This is a genomic window from Cryobacterium psychrophilum, assembly GCF_004365915.1.
GTDB classification, from domain to species: domain Bacteria; phylum Actinomycetota; class Actinomycetes; order Actinomycetales; family Microbacteriaceae; genus Cryobacterium; species Cryobacterium psychrophilum.
The window spans coordinates 2,944,561-2,966,918 of sequence record NZ_SODI01000001.1 but is presented as its reverse complement, the minus strand read 5'-3'; the positions used below and the strand labels follow the sequence as shown (position 1 = coordinate 2,966,918).

Annotated in this window: 22 protein-coding genes; 11 read left to right on the top strand and 11 right to left on the bottom strand. The window is 66.4% G+C overall.

All coding sequences use genetic code 11. The features are described from left to right. Positions 1 to 44 precede the first annotated feature (44 nt). Complete coding sequence (locus EDD25_RS13950) at positions 45 to 863, bottom strand: nuclease-related domain-containing protein (RefSeq protein WP_134174039.1); 819 nt, start codon at positions 861 to 863, stop codon at positions 45 to 47. A gap of 111 nt (positions 864 to 974) precedes the next feature. Here EDD25_RS13950 and EDD25_RS13945 point away from each other — a divergent pair, with 111 nt between their 5' ends. Beyond that, complete coding sequence (locus tag EDD25_RS13945) at positions 975 to 1,286, top strand: SRPBCC domain-containing protein (protein ID WP_134174038.1); 312 nt, start codon at positions 975 to 977, stop codon at positions 1,284 to 1,286. 378 nt (positions 1,287 to 1,664) lie between these two features. Beyond that, the gene (locus EDD25_RS13940) at positions 1,665 to 2,438 is read left to right on the top strand and encodes an ice-binding family protein (RefSeq protein ID WP_134174036.1); all 774 of its coding nucleotides are present in this window, start codon (positions 1,665 to 1,667) and stop codon (positions 2,436 to 2,438) included. Positions 2,439 to 2,518: 80 nt separating this feature from the next. Here the strand turns inward: EDD25_RS13940 and EDD25_RS13935 are convergent, their stop codons facing one another. The 5 genes from EDD25_RS13935 to EDD25_RS13915 form a co-directional block, all read right to left on the bottom strand. Further along, positions 2,519 to 4,042, bottom strand: a complete 1,524-nt coding sequence (locus EDD25_RS13935; RefSeq protein WP_134174034.1) for a plasmid pRiA4b ORF-3 family protein — start codon at positions 4,040 to 4,042, stop codon at positions 2,519 to 2,521. Between the two features lie 83 nt (positions 4,043 to 4,125). Next, positions 4,126 to 5,805: an ABC1 kinase family protein gene (locus EDD25_RS13930; RefSeq protein WP_134174032.1), complete on the bottom strand. Its 1,680-nt coding sequence runs from the start codon at positions 5,803 to 5,805 to the stop codon at positions 4,126 to 4,128. A 38-nt stretch (positions 5,806 to 5,843) separates the two neighbouring features. Then, the gene (locus EDD25_RS13925; RefSeq protein WP_134174030.1) at positions 5,844 to 6,389 is read right to left on the bottom strand and encodes a PadR family transcriptional regulator; all 546 of its coding nucleotides are present in this window, start codon (positions 6,387 to 6,389) and stop codon (positions 5,844 to 5,846) included. Positions 6,390 to 6,420: 31 nt separating this feature from the next. Beyond that, on the bottom strand, positions 6,421 to 7,299 hold the full coding sequence (locus EDD25_RS13920) for an oxidoreductase (RefSeq protein WP_134174028.1): 879 nt from the start codon (positions 7,297 to 7,299) through the stop codon (positions 6,421 to 6,423). After that, positions 7,296 to 7,919 (bottom strand): TetR/AcrR family transcriptional regulator, encoded by a 624-nt coding sequence (locus EDD25_RS13915; RefSeq protein WP_166671312.1) that lies wholly within the window; start codon positions 7,917 to 7,919, stop codon positions 7,296 to 7,298. The genes EDD25_RS13920 and EDD25_RS13915 overlap by 4 nt, the downstream gene beginning before the upstream one ends. Before the next feature lie 110 nt (positions 7,920 to 8,029). Between EDD25_RS13915 and EDD25_RS13910 the strand changes: the two genes are divergently transcribed. Beyond that, the gene (locus EDD25_RS13910) at positions 8,030 to 9,007 is read left to right on the top strand and encodes an NAD(P)H-quinone oxidoreductase (RefSeq protein WP_134174024.1); all 978 of its coding nucleotides are present in this window, start codon (positions 8,030 to 8,032) and stop codon (positions 9,005 to 9,007) included. Between the two features lie 157 nt (positions 9,008 to 9,164). Further along, entirely contained in the window at positions 9,165 to 9,365 is a 201-nt protein-coding gene (locus EDD25_RS13905) for a hypothetical protein (RefSeq protein WP_134174022.1), read from the top strand. Between the two features lie 12 nt (positions 9,366 to 9,377). Here EDD25_RS13905 and EDD25_RS13900 read toward each other — a convergent pair whose 3' ends face one another. After that, on the bottom strand, positions 9,378 to 10,121 hold the full coding sequence (locus EDD25_RS13900; RefSeq protein ID WP_134174020.1) for an endonuclease/exonuclease/phosphatase family protein: 744 nt from the start codon (positions 10,119 to 10,121) through the stop codon (positions 9,378 to 9,380). Positions 10,122 to 10,318: 197 nt separating this feature from the next. Here EDD25_RS13900 and heR point away from each other — a divergent pair, with 197 nt between their 5' ends. After that, on the top strand, positions 10,319 to 11,119 hold the full coding sequence (heR, locus tag EDD25_RS13895; protein WP_134174018.1) for a heliorhodopsin HeR: 801 nt from the start codon (positions 10,319 to 10,321) through the stop codon (positions 11,117 to 11,119). Positions 11,120 to 11,255: 136 nt separating this feature from the next. Here heR and EDD25_RS13890 read toward each other — a convergent pair whose 3' ends face one another. Further along, positions 11,256 to 13,046, bottom strand: coding sequence for an NAD(P)/FAD-dependent oxidoreductase (locus EDD25_RS13890; protein ID WP_134174016.1), 1,791 nt, complete (start codon positions 13,044 to 13,046; stop codon positions 11,256 to 11,258). A 166-nt stretch (positions 13,047 to 13,212) separates the two neighbouring features. Here EDD25_RS13890 and EDD25_RS13885 point away from each other — a divergent pair, with 166 nt between their 5' ends. Next, positions 13,213 to 14,520, top strand: coding sequence for a GAF domain-containing protein (locus tag EDD25_RS13885; RefSeq protein WP_134174014.1), 1,308 nt, complete (start codon positions 13,213 to 13,215; stop codon positions 14,518 to 14,520). Positions 14,521 to 14,589: 69 nt separating this feature from the next. Here EDD25_RS13885 and EDD25_RS13880 read toward each other — a convergent pair whose 3' ends face one another. From EDD25_RS13880 to EDD25_RS13870, 3 genes are all read right to left on the bottom strand, one after another. Further along, complete coding sequence (locus tag EDD25_RS13880; RefSeq protein ID WP_134174012.1) at positions 14,590 to 15,465, bottom strand: sulfurtransferase; 876 nt, start codon at positions 15,463 to 15,465, stop codon at positions 14,590 to 14,592. Between the two features lie 110 nt (positions 15,466 to 15,575). Further along, complete coding sequence (locus EDD25_RS13875; protein WP_134174010.1) at positions 15,576 to 15,842, bottom strand: DUF7218 family protein; 267 nt, start codon at positions 15,840 to 15,842, stop codon at positions 15,576 to 15,578. Positions 15,843 to 15,963: 121 nt separating this feature from the next. After that, positions 15,964 to 16,710 carry a YqjF family protein gene (locus EDD25_RS13870; protein WP_134174008.1) on the bottom strand — a complete coding sequence of 249 codons (747 nt, stop codon included), beginning with the start codon at positions 16,708 to 16,710 and terminating at the stop codon, positions 15,964 to 15,966. Positions 16,711 to 16,920: 210 nt separating this feature from the next. Here EDD25_RS13870 and EDD25_RS13865 point away from each other — a divergent pair, with 210 nt between their 5' ends. From EDD25_RS13865 to EDD25_RS13845, 5 genes are all read left to right on the top strand, one after another. Next, positions 16,921 to 17,469 carry an OsmC family protein gene (locus tag EDD25_RS13865; protein WP_134174006.1) on the top strand — a complete coding sequence of 183 codons (549 nt, stop codon included), beginning with the start codon at positions 16,921 to 16,923 and terminating at the stop codon, positions 17,467 to 17,469. Between the two features lie 185 nt (positions 17,470 to 17,654). Then, on the top strand, positions 17,655 to 18,938 hold the full coding sequence (locus tag EDD25_RS13860) for an ABC transporter substrate-binding protein (protein ID WP_198418869.1): 1,284 nt from the start codon (positions 17,655 to 17,657) through the stop codon (positions 18,936 to 18,938). 122 nt (positions 18,939 to 19,060) lie between these two features. Beyond that, positions 19,061 to 20,044, top strand: coding sequence for a carbohydrate ABC transporter permease (locus EDD25_RS13855; protein ID WP_134174002.1), 984 nt, complete (start codon positions 19,061 to 19,063; stop codon positions 20,042 to 20,044). Beyond that, positions 20,041 to 20,883 carry a carbohydrate ABC transporter permease gene (locus EDD25_RS13850; protein WP_134174000.1) on the top strand — a complete coding sequence of 281 codons (843 nt, stop codon included), beginning with the start codon at positions 20,041 to 20,043 and terminating at the stop codon, positions 20,881 to 20,883. The genes EDD25_RS13855 and EDD25_RS13850 overlap by 4 nt, the downstream gene beginning before the upstream one ends. A 35-nt stretch (positions 20,884 to 20,918) precedes the next feature. Continuing rightward, positions 20,919 to 22,340 carry a GH1 family beta-glucosidase gene (locus EDD25_RS13845; protein WP_241986425.1) on the top strand — a complete coding sequence of 474 codons (1,422 nt, stop codon included), beginning with the start codon at positions 20,919 to 20,921 and terminating at the stop codon, positions 22,338 to 22,340. The last annotated feature ends 18 nt before the right edge of the window (positions 22,341 to 22,358 follow it).

The window sequence follows — 22,358 nt, the reverse complement described above, 5'->3', positions numbered from 1 at the left end:
GTGGATTGAAAATTAGACGGTCAGCGGCTGCGGATCGCGAGGGATCATGGGGCGCCGGAAAACAGCACACCGATGATCGCGGTCACGAGCTGCGGCCCGACCAGCAGGAATCCGCCGAAGACAGCTACGAAGGACGTCACCTTCCACAGCGTGCTGCGCACCCTGGCCGCACGCACCTCCACGTCGAGGGCGGCGAAACGGCCTCTCACATTCTCGGTGGGCGCGAAGGCCTGCGGCGGCCAGGTTCCCGGAGCGTCGATGATCGCTGCGAGCTCGAGCATGTCGGCGGCGGAGAGCGTCACCGGGAGCTTCAGCAGCCAGCGACGAAGTCCGGTCGCGGCAATGACCTTCACGCGCGCGGGCCGCTTCTTCACGGTCAGCGACTTGGGGCTGACCAGGGCGATCGAGGGCTGCACGGCCGGAAGTTGCGGCATCCGTTCTCGGAGCAGTGTGGTGACTTGGTTGGCTTCGAATTCAGCGTTGCGAATGTATCGCTGCTTGTGGCCGGAGACCATCATGGTTCGCTCCGCCACCCAGATGCGCTTGCCCGTGTGATTCTTGGTGTTGATCGTCACGACGCCGCCGGGGCCGATCACGAGGTGGTCGATGTCGGTGCCCTTCTTATCGATCGGGAGGGCGTGGAAGACCGTCCACTCCGGCGGCAGCGTCGCAAGGATTCGGCCGACCTCGATCTCGCCCTTCGCCCCGAGGTACCAGCTGACACTGTCGGCACCGAGCGGCGAGTAGCCGAAGAGCCGGGCGAACGTGTTCCGCCGCGGCATGCCGGCGTGCTGCCGCAGCAATTCTTCAATGACCGCTTGGGCAGCGAACCGCTCCCCCATGGTTGGTGCCTGCGTTGTCATGGATCACCTCTTCCCCCGGGTTCAATCTAGCGGTGTTGGTGGGCGGACCGCGCGTATGATGCTGGCACAGCGTGGCCTCCCGCCCCGCCCATGCCGTGAGAGAGGAACGCTGTGACCTACGACTTCGAAGTATCCACCATCGACCCGCGCGTCGGCGGCACCTATGAGGCCTGGGACGGCTACATCACCGGCCACACCGTGGCCCTCGACCCCAGGCGACGCATCATGCAGAGCTGGCGCACGCCGGACTTCACCGACGAGGACCTCGACTCTGAGATCGAGGTACTGTTCGAGGCCGTCGCGGAGGGCACGCACGTCACGATTCGCCACAGCGACGTGCCCACCCTGCAGCGCAGCTATGAGGAGGGTGGTTGGGAAGACAGCTACTTTGTTCCGATGCGGGCCTACTTCGCGTCACTGTAGACGCAGCCCGCGCTTCCGGGCTGCTGACCTGTAGCGGCAATGAACGAAATTTGAATGAAATCTGAAACAAGTACGAACGTGGCCTGAACAAGTTCGATTTCCGACACTCGTGACTCTCCGTCGCGGGAGGCACGTGTGGCATGCCCCTAGTGTTGGGGTAGACAGATTCGATTCGTTGGAACCGGTCCCACTGGGGCGTGCGAATTCGTGCGTGGTGGACGTCTGTTTTAGTCGCGGGGCCGGGGCTTCTCTTGGGGTGAACTCTGCCCGGAGAGACGCCAGCCAATGCCGAGAAGCCCGATGAGCAGCATCGGCGACCGCACCCACGGCGGCCCTGCCCGAGACCGCGTCCTGCGGTTCACCGAAAGGGATCACACCATGACCACATTCCAGCAGCTCTCCACCTCGCGCAAACGCCTCCTGGCCGCCGCACTGGCCGTCACCATGATCGGACTCGGCACCGCCGGCTTCGGCGCGGCAGCCAACGCAGACCCGCTCCCCCAGGCGCCCGTGCCCCTCGGCGTTGCCGGCACGTTCGCGATCCTGTCGCAGACCGGCGTGACGGATGTTCCCTCATCCGCTGTCACCGGCAACGTCGGGGCGAGCCCGATCACGGGCGCCGCCATCCTGCTCACCTGCCCGGAGGTGACGGGAACAATCTTCTCGGTCGACGCCTCAGGACCGGCCTGCAAGGTGACGAATTCCACCCTGCTCACGACCGCCGTTGGCGACATGGGCATCGCCTACACCGACGCCGCCGGACGCACAGACCCCGACTTCGTCAACCTCGGCGCCGGTGAGATCGGTGGACTCACCCTCCACCCCGGTCTGTACAAGTGGAGCACCGACGTGTCGATCTCCAACGACGTGAAACTCGTCGGCGGCCCCAACGACGTCTTCATCTTCCAGATCTCCGGCGACATCACCGAGGCCGCCGCCAAAAACGTGACCCTCACGGGCGGCGTTCAGGCCAAGAACGTGTTCTGGCAGACCGCCGGTTCCGTGTCCGTCGGCACCACCGCTCACTTCGAGGGCACCATCCTGAGCAAGACCCTGATCGCCATGAAGACGGGCGCATCGATCAACGGTCGACTGCTGGCCCAGACCGCGGTCACGCTGCAGAGCAACACCGTCACCGAGCCCGCCAACTAGAGTCGCGGGATGACAGCGGGGCCGGGGAAACGACAGCCGTCGCACCCTGGCCCGTGCTGCGCCAGCGCGTACCGACCCGCTTAGCTCTCGACGAGCAGCGTGGCCCGCGCCAGCAATGCCGACCCGGGCAAGTCGAGCGAGTCCGAGTATCGGCCCAGCAGAATGCTGCCCTTACCGGCCCACGTCAGCAGATAAGTGGTGCCACGCGCCGCGCGCAGCGCTGGTGAGTACCCATAGCGACCCGTCGGCTCGACCTGCCAGCCCACCACCGACGTCAGCACATCGAGCAACTGCGCCATCTCACCAAGTGACTTGGCCTCACCGGCGGCAACCAACATGAGAAGCACCAGCGCGGAGTCGTGACCGTGCGGAGTGCGTTCCACGGGCATCCGCTGGGCCAGGTAGTGCCACAGCTTGAGTGGCGCATCGCGCAGCTGCACGCCCCGCTTCGTGAGAACCAGCATGCCCTTGTACTTTCGCAGCAGACCGAGCCCCGTCACCACCTCCCGCAGGGCGAAAAGCGACGGCATATTCGCCTCGCGATTAGCCTTGCCATACGACCTGCCCTCCGGGTCGAGCTCGGCCATGAGGGCGATGACGGCCGCAGGCGGTAGAAACCCGGCACCGGTGAGACGGATGCCCTCCCCCACGTGCCGCAGCAACGTGCGAATCACTGCGGTCGCCTTCTTCGCCTCGTCCAAGGTGACCCCGACCGGTTCGCTGATGCGGGCTGCGGCGAGAAAACCGGCCAGGTACCGCTGCGCGTCCTCACCGACGGTCGCGACGAGCGTGGCCACCGGCGACTGGCCTCCGTGGGCGCGCAGCCAGGCGAGCGCCTGCTCGGCATTCATCACGCGGTCGAGCGCCCGGTTGATCGCATCGAGGTCGATGTCGTCGCGAAAGTTCCACAGCTCGAACGCGGAAATCTCGTCTTGCATCTGCCGGTAGTCGCGATGACCAGGGGTCGTGGCCACCTCGATGAGGTGATCGTAATAGTGAATGCCGCCGCTGTCTTCCCGTGGCCCCTGCCGCCCGCCGTCGAGGCAACGCACGGCGGAGGGCGTGGTGGCGGGTTCGACCGTCTCGAGTGTGAGCAGGTGTTCCCAATCATCACCGAAATCGTAGGCGTAGCTCAGGGTGTCCCCCGGCGCCCCGAGCAGCTGGTCGAGGCGCAACTCGCTCTCGAGCACGCCCTCCTCGCCTTCCGCCAGATCGAACGGCGTGAGGATTCCCTCGAATTCGTGGCGGTGCAGGTCGTCGGCGGGCGTGAACTGGTGCAGATGACTGTCGGTCCAGCCGAACGCGGCCTGAAGCACGTCGTGCAGCCGGTCGAGGGTGAGGTTCGACGGCAGGCTCAAACGTCGCCAGATCGGTGGCGCCGAATCGACGATGTCGATGCGCAGGGTGAAGCGCATCGGCTCGACGGGTGGCGTCAGAAGCGGTAGCGGCTTCTTGGCGAGCGGGCGGTGCGATTCGTCGGCATCCGTCAACGCCCACCCGTGATCGTTCGGCTGGTCATCGGCGCGGAGCCTGAGTCTGGCCGCCGCGAAGTCGATCACGGCGGCGGGGTCAGAAGACGGTGGCTCTGTAGGCTGCGGGGTCACCCAGCCCAGTGTATCCACGACTCCCCTCCCCTCAGCGGATGCCGCGGCCCGATTCCGTTGGTTTTCGAGATCGGGCGCAGGCCTCAGGGGATGCGGCGACTGGCCAACAGTGCGACCAGCAGCGGAACGATCGACCCGACCATCAGCACCGTGCCAAACACCGCGTCATTGGCCTGGAGCACGGCGCCGGCGATGAGCAGAGCGCCGAAGAGAACCACCGACATCAGTCGCCGCGCGGTGCTCTCCAACCGGGCAACCCGTCGCTCAAGGCCCGGACTCGCGACCGCCACTGAGCCTTCTTCGAAACTGGTGACGAGCGAATCCAGCCGTTTCGGCAGACGCCAGGCGACGCTGGCGGTTGCGAGAGCCTGCTTCGCGACGTCCTGCACGACGTTGCCGCGCTCATCGCGAATGAGCTGCGCTGCGTAGGGCTCGACGGAGTCCCAGAGGTTGAACGCAGGATCGAGTGCGCTGCACACCCCAGACGTGAGCGACATCGCCCGGATGACGAGCAGAAAGTTCTCGGGAAGCTGAAACGGCAACGACCGCACCACGTCTCCGAACTGCAGACCGAACTCGCGGAACTCCCGCGGGTCCACCTCACGCAGTTCGGCGAAGCCCATGCCACCGAACCGAGCGAAGAGCTGCACCATCGCTCGCTCGAGCTCCGTAGTATCAGCCGAGGGCAGCAGCACACCCACGTCGCGGATCGCAGCCACCAGGGCCTTGCCGTCACGCGAGGCGGTTGCGATCAGCAGCTGCCGAAGGCTGCTGCGTGTGTTGGCGGGAACCTGACCCATCATGCCGAAATCGATGAACGTCAGCTTCCACGGGATTCCGCTCTGCCCGTCGGCAACCGGGGTGACAAATATGTTGCCCGGGTGCGGATCAGCGTGGAAGAAACCATTCGTGAACAGCTGGTCGAACATGACCGACGCGAAGACAGGGGCCACCTCCTTCGGGTCGATGCCCGCCGCGAGAAGCGCCTCCGTATCCGTGATCTTGATCGCCGTCACATCCTCCAGGGTGAGCACACGCCGGGTGGTTCGCTCCCAGACGACGGCGGGAACGCCCACTCGGTCGTCATCGGCGAAATCTGCCGCGAAACGCTCGGAGCTCGCCGCCTCCTTCAGATAATCGATCTCCTCCAGGCTCGTCTGCGCGAATTCCTCGACGAGCGCACGCGCGTCGACCCGGTCGGACACGAGCCGCACGTGGGTGAGCCACCCGGCTACCCTTCGCAGGGCCGCGAGGTCGATATCGATGATTTCGTCGATGCCCGGCCGTTGCACCTTGAGCACCACCGCATCGAGCCCGGTGTCGGCCGCCGCAAGCGGGGCGAGCCGGGCTCGGTGCGCCTGCCCGAGGGATGCCGCGGCAACCGGCGTCTCGTCCAACGTCGTGAACACCTGTTGGAGCGGCGCGCCCAGCTCAGCCTCGGCGAGCGTGCGGATCGCCGGGAAGGGCACGGGGGGCACCTCGTCCTGCAGCCCCTCGAGTTCTTTCGTGATCTCGGGTGGCAGCACGTCGAGCCGTGACGACATGAACTGACCGACCTTGATCATCAGCCCGCCGAGGTCGACCGCGAGCACACGAAAACGCCGAGCGAAGCGCAGCATCCGCTTCGATCGCGTGCGTTCGGCCACCTTGGCGAGGCCGATGCGAGGCAGGAACAACTCGAACCACCAGGTGACGGCAAGATTCCAGCCGGCAAAACGCACGATGCGACGGTAGCGGTTACGGGTGTCCCCGGTGCCGGGCATCGACCCCCCTCGATCCTGACGAGCCGACGACACCCCCGTCAGTCCTGAGCGAGGATCGAGTACAGCCGACGACGCGCCTCGTCGAGAACCGTCACGGCCTGCTTGATCTGCTCCGGAGAGCCCGTACGTCCCACCTGAGTCGCCGCCTGTGCGAGCTCAACGCCCGCCTTGGGCAGAGCGGTGAACCTGTTGCCGTCTGCCTGGCCCGTGGTCTCCCACGGAGCCGACGCATCGGCCTCGGCGGACATTTCTCGACCCGCGTCAGTGAGCGTGTAGGTCTTGCGGCCGTTGGACTCCTCGGCGGTGATGAGGCCCTCGTCGGCCAGTAGCTGCAGCGTCGGGTAGACCGATCCGGCGCTGGGCTTCCAGCTGCCGCCGCTGCGCTCCTCGATCTCGTGGATGATCTGGTAGCCGTGCATCGGCTGCTCCGCGAGCAGGGCGAGCACCGCCGCGCGCACGTCACCGCGACCCATACGGGTGCCCGCGCGCTTCTCGAAACTGGAGCGCAGCTGCTCCATTGCCTGCCACATTCCCTCGGCCGGATTGCCGCCGCCGAACCCGCCAGATGTGTACGAACCTGCCATGATGACCTCCTGAGTCGATAACGAACGATACTCAACGATATATCTTTAAGGGAGAAAGCGATAGGGGTGCGGCGTCGCTGCGAAACTGCTTGCGCAGGTAGGCGTCGAAGACCCTCGAGCCGAGCAGCTGGCGAGTGTGCACGAGAAACTTCGCGGCCGGGGTTATCAGGTAGCGAGCCCGCGGGCGGGCGGCGAGCGCCGCCTTTTCGATGACTTTCGCCACGGCATCCGCTGAGGCAGTCAGCAGGTCGGAGCCGTACCCGTCGGCCATTTGCTGGTCGGCGGAGGCGTTCAGTCCCGCGTAGGGGCCCGACGGGGTGGCGCTTTTCGCGAGGGTGCCCGCCACGGCGGCGCTGAAGGCGGTGCGGATGAGACCCGGCTCGATCAGACTCACCTTCACGCCGAACGGCGCCACCTCGAAGCGCAGCGCATCGGTGAGAGCCTCCACCGCGTACTTGCTCGCGTGGTAGTAGCCGCCCACGGGGAAGACCAGCCGGCCACCCATGGAACCCACGTTCACGATGCGGCCGACGCCGGCGGCGCGCATGCCGGGCAGAACGAGCTGCGTCATGCGGGCGAGGCCGAACACGTTGGTCTCGAACTGGGTGCGCACGGCGTCGAGGTCGGTCTCCTCGATGGTGCCGTAGGTGCCGTAGCCGGCGTTGTTGATCAGCACGCCGACGGCGCCATGCGCGGCCTCGACCACGTCGACGGCGGCCCGCATCGATGCCTCGTCGGTGACGTCGAGCGGCAGGATGCGGGCACCCGCCCGGGCGAGATCGTCGAGGGTTTCCACGTGGCGGGCGGTAGCGTACACGGCGAGGTCGGGTCGGCGAGCGAGCCGCTCGGCGGTGGCCCGGCCAATCCCCGAAGACGTTCCGGTGATGAGCACGGCGGTGGTGATGGTCATGAGGTCTCCTGGAGGGATGTGGTCGCGGAGGCCGCGACGGTCGTGGGGTTTCCCGGGGCGCCGGCCGGGCTGCCGAGGCCGGCCACGAGCAGGGTCACACCGCGACGCAGGCGCTCCGCAGCCAGGCCGGGGTGGGCGAGGTCGGCTTCGAGGCCGCGGGTGAAGGCCAGTAGCAGTTCGGCGAATTCGGGCGCCTCAGCGGTCGGCACAATGTCGCCGGCTGTCTGCCTGAGCAGCTCACGCATGGCCGCGGTGTAGCTCTCGAGCAGCCCAGCGGACAGCTGGGAATCCGCGCCGAGCAGCTCGGCGGCGTGAGCCGGGCTGTCCCGCCACACGGTGAGTACGAGGTCGAGTTTGGCTTCGAGCACGCCGGTCAGCCGTTCGGCGGGTGTGCCGGATGCTCCGGCGGCGGCGCGCGCGTCGGCCAGGGCGCCGCCGAGCATTCGTTCGGTGAGGCGACGGAACGCGTCCGGCTTGTTGCTGACGTATTGGTAGACGGCCGGGCGGGACATGTCGGCCTCGCGGGCGATATCCTCCATGGTGGTGCGGCGCACACCGTGGCGGGTGAAGCAGACGTACGCGGCGGTGAGAATCCGCTCGATGCGCTCATTCTCTGACATGTTGACAATCATTGCATAAAACGTCATAACCGGTGCGGCGCCGAGGAGTACGAGGTCACCGGCACGACCGCGCACGACATGCTCTCGTGCGGCGCTCGTAGGATGGCGTCATGCGCGCCATCCTTGTCACCAGCCCCGGAGGGCCCGAAGCCCTCTCCCTCGAAACCGTCGCCGATCTGCCCGTCGGGCCGCGGGACATCCGCATTCTGGTGGCCGCCGCGGGCGTGAACCGGGCCGATGTTGCCCAGCGGCAGGGTTCCTACCCCTCGCCGGCCGGGGCGCCGCAGTGGCCCGGGCTCGAGGTGTCGGGAACCGTGACCGAGGTCGGCGCCGAAGCCACACTGTTCGCGATCGGTGACCGGGTGTGTGCGCTGCTGCCCGGCGGCGGATACGCCACCGAGGCGGTGGTGCACGAGGAACTCGCCCTGCCCGTTCCCGACGCTGTTGACCTCGTCGACGCGGCCGCCCTGCCGGAGGCGCTGGCCACCGTGTGGTCGAACGTCTTCCTGAGCGCGGGCCTCGCCGCCGGCGAAACGCTGCTCGTGCACGGTGGCGGCAGCGGCATCGGCACCACGGCCATTCAGCTGGCCCGCCTGGCCGGCGCCCGGGTGGCAGTGACCGCCGGCTCCGCGGAGAAGCTCGCCGTGTGCGCGAGCCTCGGCGCCGAAATCCTCATCAACTACCGCGACCAGGACTTCGTGGCCGAGATCAAGGCCGCGACCGACGGACATGGCGCCGACGTGATCCTCGACATCCTCGGCGGCTCCTACGCGGCCCGCAACGTGGCCGCGCTTGCGGTCGACGGCCGCATCATGGTGATCGGCAACCAGAGCGGCGAAGACGCCGTCTTCAACCCGTTCCACCTCATGCAGAAGCGCGGACGCTACTGGGGCACCACGCTGCGTGCCCGCCCGTTCGCCGAGAAGGCCGCGATCATGCGGGCGCTGCGAGCGGATGTCTGGCCCTGGCTCGAAACCGCAAGCCTTCGCCCCGTGATCGACAGCCGGTTCTCCTTCGCCGAGGCCGCGGCGGCGCACCGCCGGATGGAGGCATCCGCTCACGTGGGAAAGATCGTGCTGGTCCCCTGAGCCCGCCCGCGGGCACGAGGGCCGCCTGTTTCTCGGCTGCCGCCACCATCGCCTGGCAGGAACCTGCCGGGAGGAATGTGCCAGACTCGATCCCGGCCGCCGCACCAGCCTGGTTGCGGTGCGACCGAACGCCTCCCACCGATTGGACACCGAACCCGTGAAGAACTGGTCCTTCAATACCTGCGCGATCACCGGGTTCGTGTTCAGCACACTCGCGGTGGCGCTGGTCATCGTGAACGCGGTCACCGGGAATCAGTTCCTGCCCGTGCTTCTCACGGCCGCGGGGCTGGCCCTCCTGATCGGAGGCGCACTGTCCGTGCGCGCCCACTTCCTCTGGTCGCGCGGCGGATCACACTAACGCCACTCGCCCTCAGACGGCGTCGTCACCCGGGGAACGCTCCGACTCGGCGAGGCTGGCCGGGATATCCGTCTGGTTGTGAGGCTCGTCGCCATAGGACGACGTGACCAGGATGGGCAGGTGGTCTGAGCTGCCGATGGGCAGCGTCTCGACGTTCTCGATGGTCAGCCCGATAGAGGTCGCCAGGTCGAAGTGACCGCTGAAGAACTTGTACCGGGTATAGGTGCTCGTGTCGCTCAGGGTGAGGTCGTAGCCGGACTTGTTCACCGTGTCGCCGAGGCGGCCTTTGAACATGGGGTAGTTGTAGTCACCCACCATCAGCGTCGGCAGCCCCGGGCCGAGTTCGTGCAGTTCCTCATGCGCCGTGCGGATCTGGTTGCGGCGCAGGGAATTCATCGCGGTGAGCGGCGCGGCGTGGAAGGATGCGACGATGAGCTCGCGGCTCGCGACGAGGTCCGTCAACCGAGTGCCGATGAGGCGCTCGTGCGCCGGGGTCAGCAGCCGGTCGTGCAGGGATTTCTTCAACGCGAAGGTCTTGGTGTGCTCCGAGGTGAACCGGTCCTTGCGGTAGTAGATCGCCAGGCCAAGCCGGTTGCGCACGGTCGAGTCGGCCAGATGCAGGAGGCCCACCTCCTCGGGCAACTCGCGGGTGTCACACTCCTGCAGGCAGAGCAGATCGGGATCGTAGCGCTCAGACAAGGCGATGAGCTCGCCGCTCGCGCGATTCTTCCGGAGGTTGTAGCTGATGACCTTCACGATCACAGCCTACGTTTGCACGGGAGAAAACCACATCGTCTGGTGCAAATTCTCGGTTGACCGTGCGCTGCCGAGGGCGAGGCTCCGGGCATGATGCCGGATGCGTGCGCGAGGCTGGTCCGAACCATCGCCGCTCCCCGCCGCTCCAGCCCGTGATCCTGCTAGTATCTGCCCCATCCACTCTGAAGGAGTTCCCGATGGCACGCAAGATCCGCACCGTTGATGAGAAGATCTCCCGCCTGAGGGCGTACAACATCGTGGCCGGTTCCCTGCATCTGTTGCAGGCCCTCGGCTTCGCCTACGTGCTCACGCTGGTGACCAACCAGGTCACCTTCGCCGTCACCGCCGACTACCTGGCCGGGCCTCCCGGCGTTCCGCTGCCGCCCGAACGCGTGACCCTGTTCGAGATCAACGTGGGCGTGGGCGTCGTGGCGTTCCTGGCACTCTCTGCCCTGTTCCATTTCCTCATCTCGTCGCCGTGGTTCTTCACCCGCTACTCCAACGGGTTGAAGCAGAACCACAACTACTTCCGCTGGGTCGAGTACTCGCTGAGCTCATCGATCATGATCTGGCTGATCGCGCAGATTACCGGCATCACCGATATCGCCGCGCTGTTCTCCATCTTCGCCGTCAACGCCGCAATGATCATGTTTGGCGCCCTTCAGGAGAAGTACGAGACACCCGGCAACGGCCGGTCTCTGCCCTTCATCTTCGGATGCATGGCGGGTGTGGTGCCGTGGATTGTCATTCTCATATACTTCTTCGCCCCCGGCTCCACCAGCGAGGCCTCACCCCCGGCCTTCGTCTACGGCATCATCATCTCGCTGTTCCTGTTCTTCAACACCTTCGCCGTCAACCAGGCGCTGCAATACCGACAGGTCCGCGGCTGGCGCGACTACCTGCGTGGCGAGCGCGCCTACATCACGCTGAGCCTGGTCGCCAAGACCGCGCTGGCCTGGCAGGTCTTCTCCGGCGCGATCATCCCGGCGCTCACCTAGCCGCATCTCGGACGACGAGAACGCCGAGACCGACGACGGATCCCGCCAGACTCAGCCGCTTCAATCGTGGAAAGTACTCAGTCGTGGGACTGCCGGGGCGAGGTTCGACGGTACTCGTCGAACCCCGCCCGGAGTCTCAGCGCGTGAAGTGCGACTCCTGGAGCTCGAACACGGGGGTGTCAAGGCCCTCCATCCGCGCCTTGATCTGCAGGGCCAGGTAGTTGGAGTAGTGCCGACTCTGATGCAGGTTGCCGCCGTGGATCCACAGCTGGTCCACGTTGGTGGGCTTCCACATGTTGCGCAGCTCCCCCTCCCACGGTCCCGGGTCCTTGGGCGTGTCTGAGCCGTACCCCCAGCACCGGCCCACCTGGTCAGCGACCTCGGGCGACACCAGGTCGGCGAGCCATCCGTTCATTGAGCCGTACCCGGTGGCGTAGACGATCAGGTCGGCGTCGAGCTCCGTTCCGTCGGCCATGACCACGGAGTGGGTGTCGATGCGGTCGAGCTGGCCCGACTTCACCTTCACCCGGCCGTCAATGAGCAGCTGCGACGCACCCACGTCGATGTAGTAGCCGGAGCCGCGTCGCAGGTACTTGAGAAAGAGACCGGAACCATCGGTGCCGAAGTCGAGGTCGAAGCCCACCGCCGTGAGCTGCGCGTAGAACTCGGCGTCTCGTTCGGCCATCTTCTCGTAGACCGGAATCTGGGCCGCGGGCAGGATGCGGTACGGCAGAGATGCGAAGAGAAGGTCGGCCTTCTCGGTGGTGACGCCGCTGGCCAACGCCCGCTCGGAGTACAGGTCACCGAGCGCCAGGTCCATCAGCGCGTCGCTGCGGGCGATGTGCGTGGAGGACCGCTGCACCATCGTCACCTCGGCCCCGTGCTCCCACAGGTCGGCGCAGATGTCGTGGGCCGAGTTGTTGGAGCCGATCACGACGGCCTTCTTGCCGGCCCAGTCGCCGCCACCCTCGTGCTTCGACGAGTGGTGCTGCTGCCCGGCGAACGTCTCGGCGCCGTCAAAGGTCGGCGTGTTCGGGTAGCCGGAGACGCCGAGGGCGAAGATCAGTTGCTTGGGCCGCAGCGTCACCTTTTCTCCTTCACACACGACCTCGACCACCCATTCCTGGGTCGCTTCGTCGAAGGTGGCCTTGGTGCATTCCGTGCTCGACCAGTAGTTGAGCTCCATGATGCGCGTGTAGTGCTCCAGCCAGTCCCCGATCTTGTCTTTCGACGCGAACACCGGCCAGTCCTCCGGGAACTTCAGGTAGGGCATGTGGTCGTACCAGACCGGGTCGTGCAGGTGCAGGGACTTGTAGCGGTTTCGCCACGCGTCACCGGGCTTGGGGTTCTTATCGATCACGATGGTGGGAACGCCGAGCCGGCGCATCCGCGCGGCCAGGCCGATTCCGCCCTGCCCTCCGCCGACGATGACGCAGTACGGCTGTTCGTCGTAGCCGAGCGAGGCCTCCCGGGCGGTCTTCTTCTCGAGCCACGACTGGCGGCCCTTCGTGATCTCATGACTGACGCCCTGCTCGCGGTTCGAGCCCTTCTTCTCCTCGAAGCCCTTGAGTTCCTGCATGGTGGTGAGCAGGGTCCAGCAACGGCCGTTTCGCAACCGCAGGTGCGCGTAACCGCGGGCCTGTCCGGTCTCGAACGTCACCCACGCCTCGGTGGCGTCACCGTCTCCGGTGGCGTCCTCACTGCGCGCCCAGCCGCTCGGCTGCACGTGCTCCAGCTGGGCCTCCAGCATGCGGCGGATATCGTCTGTGCCCTCGAGAGTCTTGAGGTTCCAGGTGAACGAGACGAAGTCGCGCCAGTAACAGTCCTCCTCGAAGAGGGCCAGCGCGGCGTCGATGTTGCGAGCCTGCAGCGCCGTGTCCAGCGCGGCCAGCCAGCGGTCGACGATGTCATTGGGGGATTCAGGCATTTCACTCCTTTGTGTGTGCTGATTCAGGTCTTCCCGAGTGCGAAGCACTAGTGTGTCCACATACTGATTCGGGCGTGACCTCACGTTCAAGTAGAAACCCGCGGGGGTTACAAGGGCGTTACACCCACTGCGGCTGACAGTTATCGTGTCAACCTAGGGAGAGCGGATGCCGCAGCGACAGCAGGTGAATCCGCCATCAGCGCCGCCCGACCTGCGCTTCTCCTCCCCTGGCGAATATGCGATGCTTCTGCGCCGGGCGCACGATCAGGCTCTCTCCGGCGCGGCCCGGCCGAACGTGGACCCGGGGATCTGGGCCTCCTGGCAGCGTGCGCTGGCGGGCGGCATCGACCCGGACAAGCACCGGCCCCGGCATTTGCATGAGGTTGCCGACGTCGTGTCACTGCGCCGCGAGCACACCCTGGCCGCAGTGATGCCGGCCCTCAGCGAGTTACTCGCCGACGAGACGGCATCCGGTCGGCACCTGCTGGTGCTGACCAACGCACACGGCGAGATCCTGTGGCGGGTGGGCAGCCAGGCCGTGCTGCGGCGGGCCGAGGGTCTCGAGTTTGTCGAGGGCGCCGACTGGTCCGAGGCCGGCATCGGCACGAACGCCATCAGTGAGGTCGTCGTGAGTGGCCGTTCCGCGCAACTCTTCTCGGCGCAACATCTGGTGCGCACGCACCACGAGTGGGCCTGCACGGCGTCGCCCATCCGAGACCCCCACACCGGGGAGATCCTCGGGGTCTTGAACGTGTCCGGGCCCCTCGACACCGTCACCGCCGACAGCATGCGCATGGTGAAGTGCGGGGTGCGGCTGGCCGAGGAGCTGTTGCGGGGGCGCGCAACACCGGCGCCCACGCTCCCCCGCCGGCCGACGGAGCCGACGGGCGGGATCTCCCTGCAGCTGCTCGGAGACCATCCCGCCGTGGTGTTCCCCAACGGACAACGAGCTCCCCTGTCCCTGCGCCGAGCGGAGATTCTCGCCCTGCTGGACTCGCGGCAACGCGGCTGGAGCGCCGAGCAGCTGGCCTATGAAGTCCATGGTGAGACCGGAGCCGCGGCGACCATCCGCATTGAAATGCACCGAATCCGCACGATCGCACCCGGCCTGCTGGAATCCAACCCTTACCGCCTGACGGATGCCGCGCACGGCACCTCGGACATCGCCCGCGTGTTGCAGCGGCTGCGGAACGGTCAGCCCACGGAGGCGCTCGATGAGTATGTGGCCCCGCTGGTTAGCCGCTCGGCGGCATCCGCTATCGAATCGTTGCGCCTTGAGCTCAACGAGGCGATGGGCGCCGCGGCCCGGGGCAGCGGTAGTGCCGAGTTGATCAGGCGCTGGTGCGAGACGGACATGGGATCAAGCGACGATCAGGCCGTGCACGAGCTGGGTCGACTGCTCGGGCAGCAGGACGCCGGCTATCTCGCGTTCCAGGCCCGTTCGGAGCGGCTCGACCGCGAGTTGGGCGCGTAGCAGCGGGGCAAACGCGCACCACGATCCTGTCCACCCGGCACGCGCGGCCGCACCGGCCGAGAAACGTCCCTACGCGGGCGCTTCCCCACGAGAGTGCTCCACCCGGCCGTTGGCCGTCGGCCCGAGGGCCACGGGGAGGTCGGGGTGGTTCGACCATTGGCTGAAGGACCCGGGGTAGAGCATGGGCGCGAACCCGGCGAGCATCAGGGCGACCACGTCGTGCGCCGCGACGATGCCGGACCCGCAGTAGACAGCAATCGGACTTTGCGGCTGCACCCCGACGGCCAGGTACTTCTCTCGAAGCTGCGCTCCGGGCAGAAACCGGCCGTCGCCGTCGATGTTTGCGGTGGCCGGTGCGTTCAGCGCCCCGGGAATGTGGCCGGCGCGCGGGTCGATCGGTTCGACGTCTCCGCGATAGCGCTCGGGCGCCCGGGCGTCGAGAACCACCCCGGTCTCGGTCAGGTGCGCGATCTCGGCCAGCGTGGTCACGGGCAGCTGGTCCCATCCCAGTTCGACGGTACCGGGAATGATCGACTCCTCCCCAGCTGCCAACTCGAAACCCGCGGCCGTCCAGGCTCGCAGCGATCCGTCGAGCAGCCGAACAGTGCCGAGGCCGGCATACGTCAGCAGCCACCAGGCCCGCGCCGCCGAGAAATTATTCAGGTCGTCGTAGACCACGACGCTGTCGCCCGGGTTGATGCCCCATGATCGGGCCGCGTCCTCGATCGCCTGCCGTGACGGCAGCGGATGCCTACCGTCGGTGGCCGCCCCGTGCGACGCCAACTCAGTGTCCAAATCCACGTATACCGCTCCGGGAATATGACCCTGGAGGTACTCGGGGTGCCCGTCGGGGCGATCCAGTCTCCACCGCACGTCGAGGATGCGCACAGTGTCGCTTTCGGCCAGTTCATGGGCCAGTTCGGTGGCGGTAATCAGCAGGGACATGTGAAAACTCCGGGGTTGGGATAGATCCGGGCACCCACTGGCGCCCGTACGTGTCTCCACCGTACGGGCGCCCGAGCCCCTCCGCGCAACCGGTCCGGCTTCGCGGTCGGTCAGTGATTGCGCAGCGACTCGATCAGATCGCTCTTGGTCTTCTTGGAATAGCCCGTGAGGCCCAGTTCTTTCGCCCGATTCTTCAGTTCCGGCACGGTCCAGTCCTCGTACGACCCGCTTTCGCCACCTTTGCGGCCCACGGTCGCGCGCCCCTTCTGGGCCGCCGCGTTCGAAATACGGGCGGCCTTCTCCTTTGACGCGCCGTCAGCGCGCAACTTCTCATACAGCTCGGGGTCTTTGAGGCTGGCGTTCCTTTGTTCCGGCATTGCGTTCTCCTCTACTGAATCTGGGTGCCGTCCACCTACGCCGCTTCAACATTCGCCGACAAGGGGATTGTGTGCGGCGGTATCAGGACTAATACTCGGGCTCGCTGTCGGCGCCCGGGAGTCAGCTGCCGGTGCCGAACCAGGTCGTGACCCCGGGGGAATAGAGCACGGAGTCCGGGGCGCGATCAGTGAGCCCGGGAAAGCCCGCCACGGCCAGCAACGTGTCGTCGAGCCGAAGCAGGTCGGCCTCGAAGAGCCCCCACGGATCGTGACGATTGCGCAGGTGCACCGTGCGCCCGCGGGTACGGGTGAACAGTGCCCAGCGCGCCGTCAGAAAATCGCCGAGCGGGTCACCGACGACCCGCCGGGTGCCCGGACGCACCACGATGTCGGAGTGCGCCACCGCGGCTCCGTGCCGCCGTGAGGTGTAGCGCAACTGCGGACCGGACGCGACACCGGTCGCGACCTGCAGGCGCGTGCGCGACCACATATACGGGAGCGAGAACAGGGCGCGGGCGGCGAGCACGGCCGCCAGGCGAGACGCCTCCAGGGACACAAAGACGACCCCGCGGCGCCCCTGCGCATCCACCGCGTACAGCCGAACGTTCACTTCGACGAAGGTTCCGAAATACGGGATGGGCGGACTGCCGAACACCGTTGCCCGGTCAAGCACAAACGGAATCAGGCCGACCCAGCTGGTGCCGTCGAACTCGTCGGGAACCAGCCCGGCCGGGAGCAGCGGCGCGACCAGATCGGCGTCCACACGCCAGTGCAGAAACACGAGGTGCGACCAGCGCTGACTGGCGGATGCGCGCCCGGCGAGCAGGGGCGCGATCGATGAAATGGGATCCAATGCGGCATCCGACATTCTGGTGGCTCCCCTCGTTGCACTGTATGAGTCCACGCTAGCGGCACCGGGGCATCGGCTTCAGAAAATTGCTCGTTCCGCCGCACACCGACAGCGTTTCGCCCTGGACCTATTACGGCGTGTGACCGGCCCTATGGGCGCGCAACGCGATCCTTCGTACTCTGTTTTCACCCCCAGTACCCCACCGACACCTCTCCCGAAGGACTCCTCATGACGCTCACCGCCCCCTCCGCCCCGACCGTGTCTGCTGACGAGCGCGCCACCCGCCTCGTCGACGCGGGAACCGCCTGGTCGACACGCATCGCCGACCGGGAGGCGAGCGCTCACCTGAGCTACACCGTCACCGGTGACGGCGTCGGTTCGGTCGCCACCCGGGTGACCGCCGGAAAGCACGTCTTCTTCGTCGACGAGCCCGCCGCATTGGCCGGCGACGACAGCGCCGCCAGCCCGGTGGAGTTGGCGCTCGGCGCCCTCGTCTCCTGCCAGATCGTGGTCTACCGACTGTATGCGCAGAACCTCGGGATTCGGGTGGACTCGATCTCGGCCCAGGCCGAAGGCGATCTCGACGCGCGCGGACTCTTCGGCATCGACGACACCGTGCGCCCCGGCTTCTCAGCCGTGCGCGTGGTCGTCTCGGTCACCGGCCCCGAATCCGACGAACGCTACGGCGAACTGCAGGCGGCCGTCGACGCCCACTGCCCGGTCCTCGACCTGTTCTCCAACGCCACGCCCGTGACCGTCACCCTGCTCGCCAACTAGGCCGGACTGCCCTCTGCCCCACGGCCGAGGGCAGTCTCACGGACCGTTCCGGTCGTTCCCAAATCTCGTGAGAGCGTTCTCTTGACAACCTGCGCGAGGGTGTCCTAGGGTAAACATCACCTTGTGAGAGCGCTCTCACAGCTTCGAGAGAGCGCTCTCACATCACCCAACACGCACACAAGGGAGTGACCGTGAAGCGTTTCCCGCGCACCACACTTGCAGCAACCGTCGCCGGAGCTGCAACCTTCGCACTGGTCCTGACCGGCTGTTCAGCCGGTGCCGGCACAGAGCAGTCCACGGACGGCAAGGTAAAACTGACCGTCGCCACGTTCAACGAATTCGGCTACGAAGACCTCTTCTCCGAATACGAGGACGCGAATCCGAACGTCACCATCACGCACAAGAAGTCGGCGACCACCAACGAGGCCCGCGACAACCTCACGACCCGTCTTGCCGCCGGCAGCGGCCTGAGCGACGTCGAGGCCATCGAGGTCGACTGGCTGCCGGAACTGCTCCAGTACTCCGACCAGTTCATCGACCTCTCCTCCGACGACGTCAAGGGTCGCTGGCTCGACTGGAAGTCCGAGGCCGCTACAGATGCCGACGGCCGCCTGATCGCGTACGGCACCGACATCGGCCCGGAGGCCGTCTGCTACCGCTCCGACCTGTTCGCCGCGGCCGGCCTGCCGACCGATCGCGCCGAGGTCGCCGCACTCCTCGGCACCAGCTGGGAGAGCTACTACGCAGCCGGCGACAAGTTCACCGGTGCGGGCACGAACGTACCGTGGTTCGACTCGGCCGGAGCCACCTGGCAGGGCGTCGTCAACCAGATCCCCAACGCGTACGAGGAAAATGACGGCACCATCATCGCCACCGAGAACCCGGAGGTGAAAGAGGCCTACACGAGCGTCCTCGCGGCCAGCAGCACGCTCTCCTCGCGCCTGGGACAGTGGAGCGACGACTGGACCGCCAGCTTCCAGAACGACGGCTTCGCCACGCAGCTCTGCCCGGGCTGGATGCTCGGCGTCATCTCCGGCAACGCTGAAGGCGTCACCGGCTGGGACATCGCCGACACGTTCCCTGGCGGCGGCGGCAACTGGGGCGGCTCGTACCTGACCGTTCCCGAGCAGTCCAAGAACCAGGTCGAGGCGCAGAAGCTCGCCGCCTGGCTGACCGCCCCGGAGCAGCAGCTCAAGGCGTTCGCGTCCAAGGGCACCTTCCCGAGCCAGGTCGACGCCCTCGAGAGCGACGAGCTCCTGGGTGCCACGAACGAATTCTTCAACAACGCGCCGACCGGTGAGATCCTCGCCAACCGCGCCGCTGCAGTCGATGTGACCCCGTACAAGGGCGAGTTCTACTTCGCGATCAACGACGCCATGCAGCAGGCGCTCACCCGCGTGGAAGAAGGCACCATGACCGCCGACGAGTCGTGGGACCGCTGGGTCGCCGACGTGAAGGCGCTCGGCTAACCAGCCACCGTGCGGTCTGAGGTTGTCGGCGCCAGCTGGTCCCGACAACCTCAGACCCCGCCCGCGGACAAGACCCGGGTCGCGACCGGCTCGACCCCCGAACACAGACGCAAGGATTATCCATGACTACCGCCGCCGTCGAGGTCAATGCCCGCAGCATCCGCCGCATCGCCCTCGGCCACAAACTCAACCGCTGGGACGTGCGGTTTTCGCCGTACCTCTACATCTCCCCGTTCTTTCTTCTCTTCGGAGTGATGGGCCTCTTCCCCCTTCTGTACACGGCCTGGGTGTCGGTACACGATTGGAACCTCATCGGCGGCCAGGGCGATTTCGTCGGTCTGGAGAACTTCGCCACCGTGCTCGGGCAGCCCTACTTCTGGACGGCGCTGCGCAACACGTTCAGCATCTTTTTGCTCTCGAGCATTCCCCAGGTCATCGCCGCCATCGCCATCGCCGGGGTACTCGACTTCAACCTGCGCGGCAAAACATTCTGGCGCATGGGCGTGCTGCTGCCCTACGTGGTGGCACCGGTAGCGGTGGCCCTCATCTTCAACGACCTGTTCGGGGACCGCTACGGCCTCATCAACAGCGGCATTATGAGCCTCGGGCTCGAGCCGATTCGCTGGCACGTTGACGTGCTTCCCAGCCACATGGCCATCGCCACGATGGTGAACTTCCGTTGGACCGGCTACAACACCCTCATCTTTCTGGCCGCCATGCAGGCGGTCCCCCGCGACTACTACGAGGCCGCCATCATCGACGGCGCGAACCGACTGCGCACCTTCTGGTCGATCACCGTGCCGCTGCTGCGCCCGATCATCATCTTCGTCATTCTGACCTCCACGATCGGCGGCCTGCAGATCTTCGACGAGCCCCGCATGTTCGACCAGGCCGGCCAGGGCGGCGCGAACCGCCAGTGGCAGACGCTCACGCTCTACATCTACGAACTCGGTTGGGGCCAGCGCAACTTCGGACGTGCCTCCGCCGTGGCGTGGCTGCTCTTTCTGATCATCATCCTCATCGCGATCCTCAACTTCTTGATCACCCGGCGCATCGCGAGTTCCGCCGATCGAAAGGTGCGCATGCGCGCGAAAGGCATCTCATGAGTAAGCGCATCATCGGCGGCCACGACCGTCGCCCCGGGATCTGGGTCTACGGAATCCTGATCGCGGTACTGCTCGGGTCGGCCTTTCCGATCTGGTGGTCGTTCCTGATCGGCAGCCAGGATGCCTCGGCGCTGAACAGGAACGGCATGATGTGGATCCCGGGCGGCAATTTCATTGCCAACGCGGCGACCGTCATCGACAGCATCCCGTTCTGGAAGGCCCTCGGAAACAGCATCATCGTCTCCACCGCCGTCTCGCTGAGCGTCGTCATATTCTCCACCCTGGCCGGCTACGCCTTCGCCAAGCTGAAGTTCCGCGGGCGGGAGGGACTTCTCATCTTCGTGATCGCGACCATGGCCGTTCCCACCCAGCTGGGTATCGTGCCCCTGTTCATCATCATGGCCAAGCTCGGCTGGACCGGCAGCCTCTGGGCCGTCATCGCGCCCGCCATGGTCACCGCGTTCGGCGTGTTCTGGATGACCCAGTACCTGCGCGACGCCCTGCCCGACGAGCTGATCGAGGCCGTGCGCATGGACGGCGCGTCCATGATCCGCAGCTTCTGGCACATCGGTCTCCCGGCCGCCCGCCCGGCCGCCGCGATGCTGGCCCTGTTCACCTTCATCGGAACCTGGACCAACTTCTTCTGGCCGTTCATCGTGCTCGGCCCCGGCAATCCCACCCTCCCCGTGGCGCTGCAGCAACTACAGGCCGCCTTCTACGTCGACTACTCGCTCGTGCTCGCCGGCGTCGTGCTGTCGATCATCCCCCTGATCGTGGTCTTCATTTTCCTCGGCAAGCAGCTGGTCGCCGGTATTATGCAGGGCGCGGTCAAGGGATGACGCACGCACACGCAACTCTGAAGAAAGAAATTGACATGAACACCACGGATGCACGCTCCTTCCCGCCCGAATTCCTCTTCGGCGCAGCGACAGCCGCCTACCAGATCGAAGGCGCCGCTCATGAGGATGGGCGCACCGACTCGATATGGGACACGTTCAGCCGCGTGCCCGGCGCGGTGATCAATGCCGACAACGGAGACACGGCCTGCGACCACTATCACCGTTACCAGGACGACGTGGCATTGATGAAAGACCTGGGCCTGCAGACCTACCGGTTCTCCACCTCCTGGTCGCGGGTGCAGCCAGACGGCGGACCGGTCAACGCGACCGGCCTCGACTTCTACTCCCGTCTGGTCGACGAGCTGCTCGGTGCCGGCATCAAGCCGTGGCTGACGCTTTACCACTGGGACCTGCCGCAGGCACTCGAAGAAAAAGGCGGCTGGGCCAACCGCGACACCGCCCAGCGGTTTCGGGATTATGCCCTGAACGTGCACGACGCGCTCGGTGACCGCGTCGGAGTGTGGACGACACTCAACGAACCGTGGTGCTCCTCCTTCCTCAGCTACACGGCCGGCGTGCACGCACCGGGCCGGCAGAGCAAGCGCGATGGCCTCGCGGCGGGACACCATCTGCTGCTCGGCCACGGACTCGCCATCGAGGCACTCCGTGAACGGGACGCCAGTCTCGAACTGGGCATCACCCTCAACCTCACCGTTGCCAAACCGGTAGACCCGGAAAGCGCGGGCGACCGTGACGCCGCGCGCCGCATCGACGGACAGTTCAACCGGTTCTTCCTCGACCCTATCTTCCGCGGCACCTACCCGGAGGACCTGCTCGAGGACGTGGCCGGGCTCGGACTCGAGGACCACATCAAGGACGGCGACCTCGCCCAGATCAGCCAGCCCATCGACACGCTCGGCGTGAACTATTACCACGGCGAGCTGCTCAGCGATCAGCCGGCGGAGCATCCGCTTGTCGGCGAGGCGCCGACCAGTCGGCCCACCGGTTCCCCGTTTCCGGCCGCCGACGGCGTGTACAACCACCCGCAGGGGCTGCCGCTGACGGCGATGCAATGGGAGGTGCAGCCCGACGGGTTGCGCGAGTTGCTGCTGCGCGTGAACACCGAGTACGCGGCCCCGGCCGGCACCAGCGTCTACGTCACCGAGAACGGCGCCGCCTACGACGACGTCGTGGCCCCCGACGGCCGGGTGCACGACTCCGACCGCACGGAGTTTCTCACCAGTCACCTGGGCGCCATCCTCGACGCGATCGATGAGGGCGTCGACGTCAAGGGCTACTTCTACTGGTCGCTGATGGACAACTACGAGTGGGCCTGGGGCTACGAGAAGCGGTTCGGTATCGTGCGGGTCGACTATGCGACGCAGGAACGCACCGTGAAAGACAGCGGGCTCGCGTACGCCGACATCATCCGCGCGCGCGCCCTCCCCCAGGGCTGACGGCGGCCAGCCGGCGCA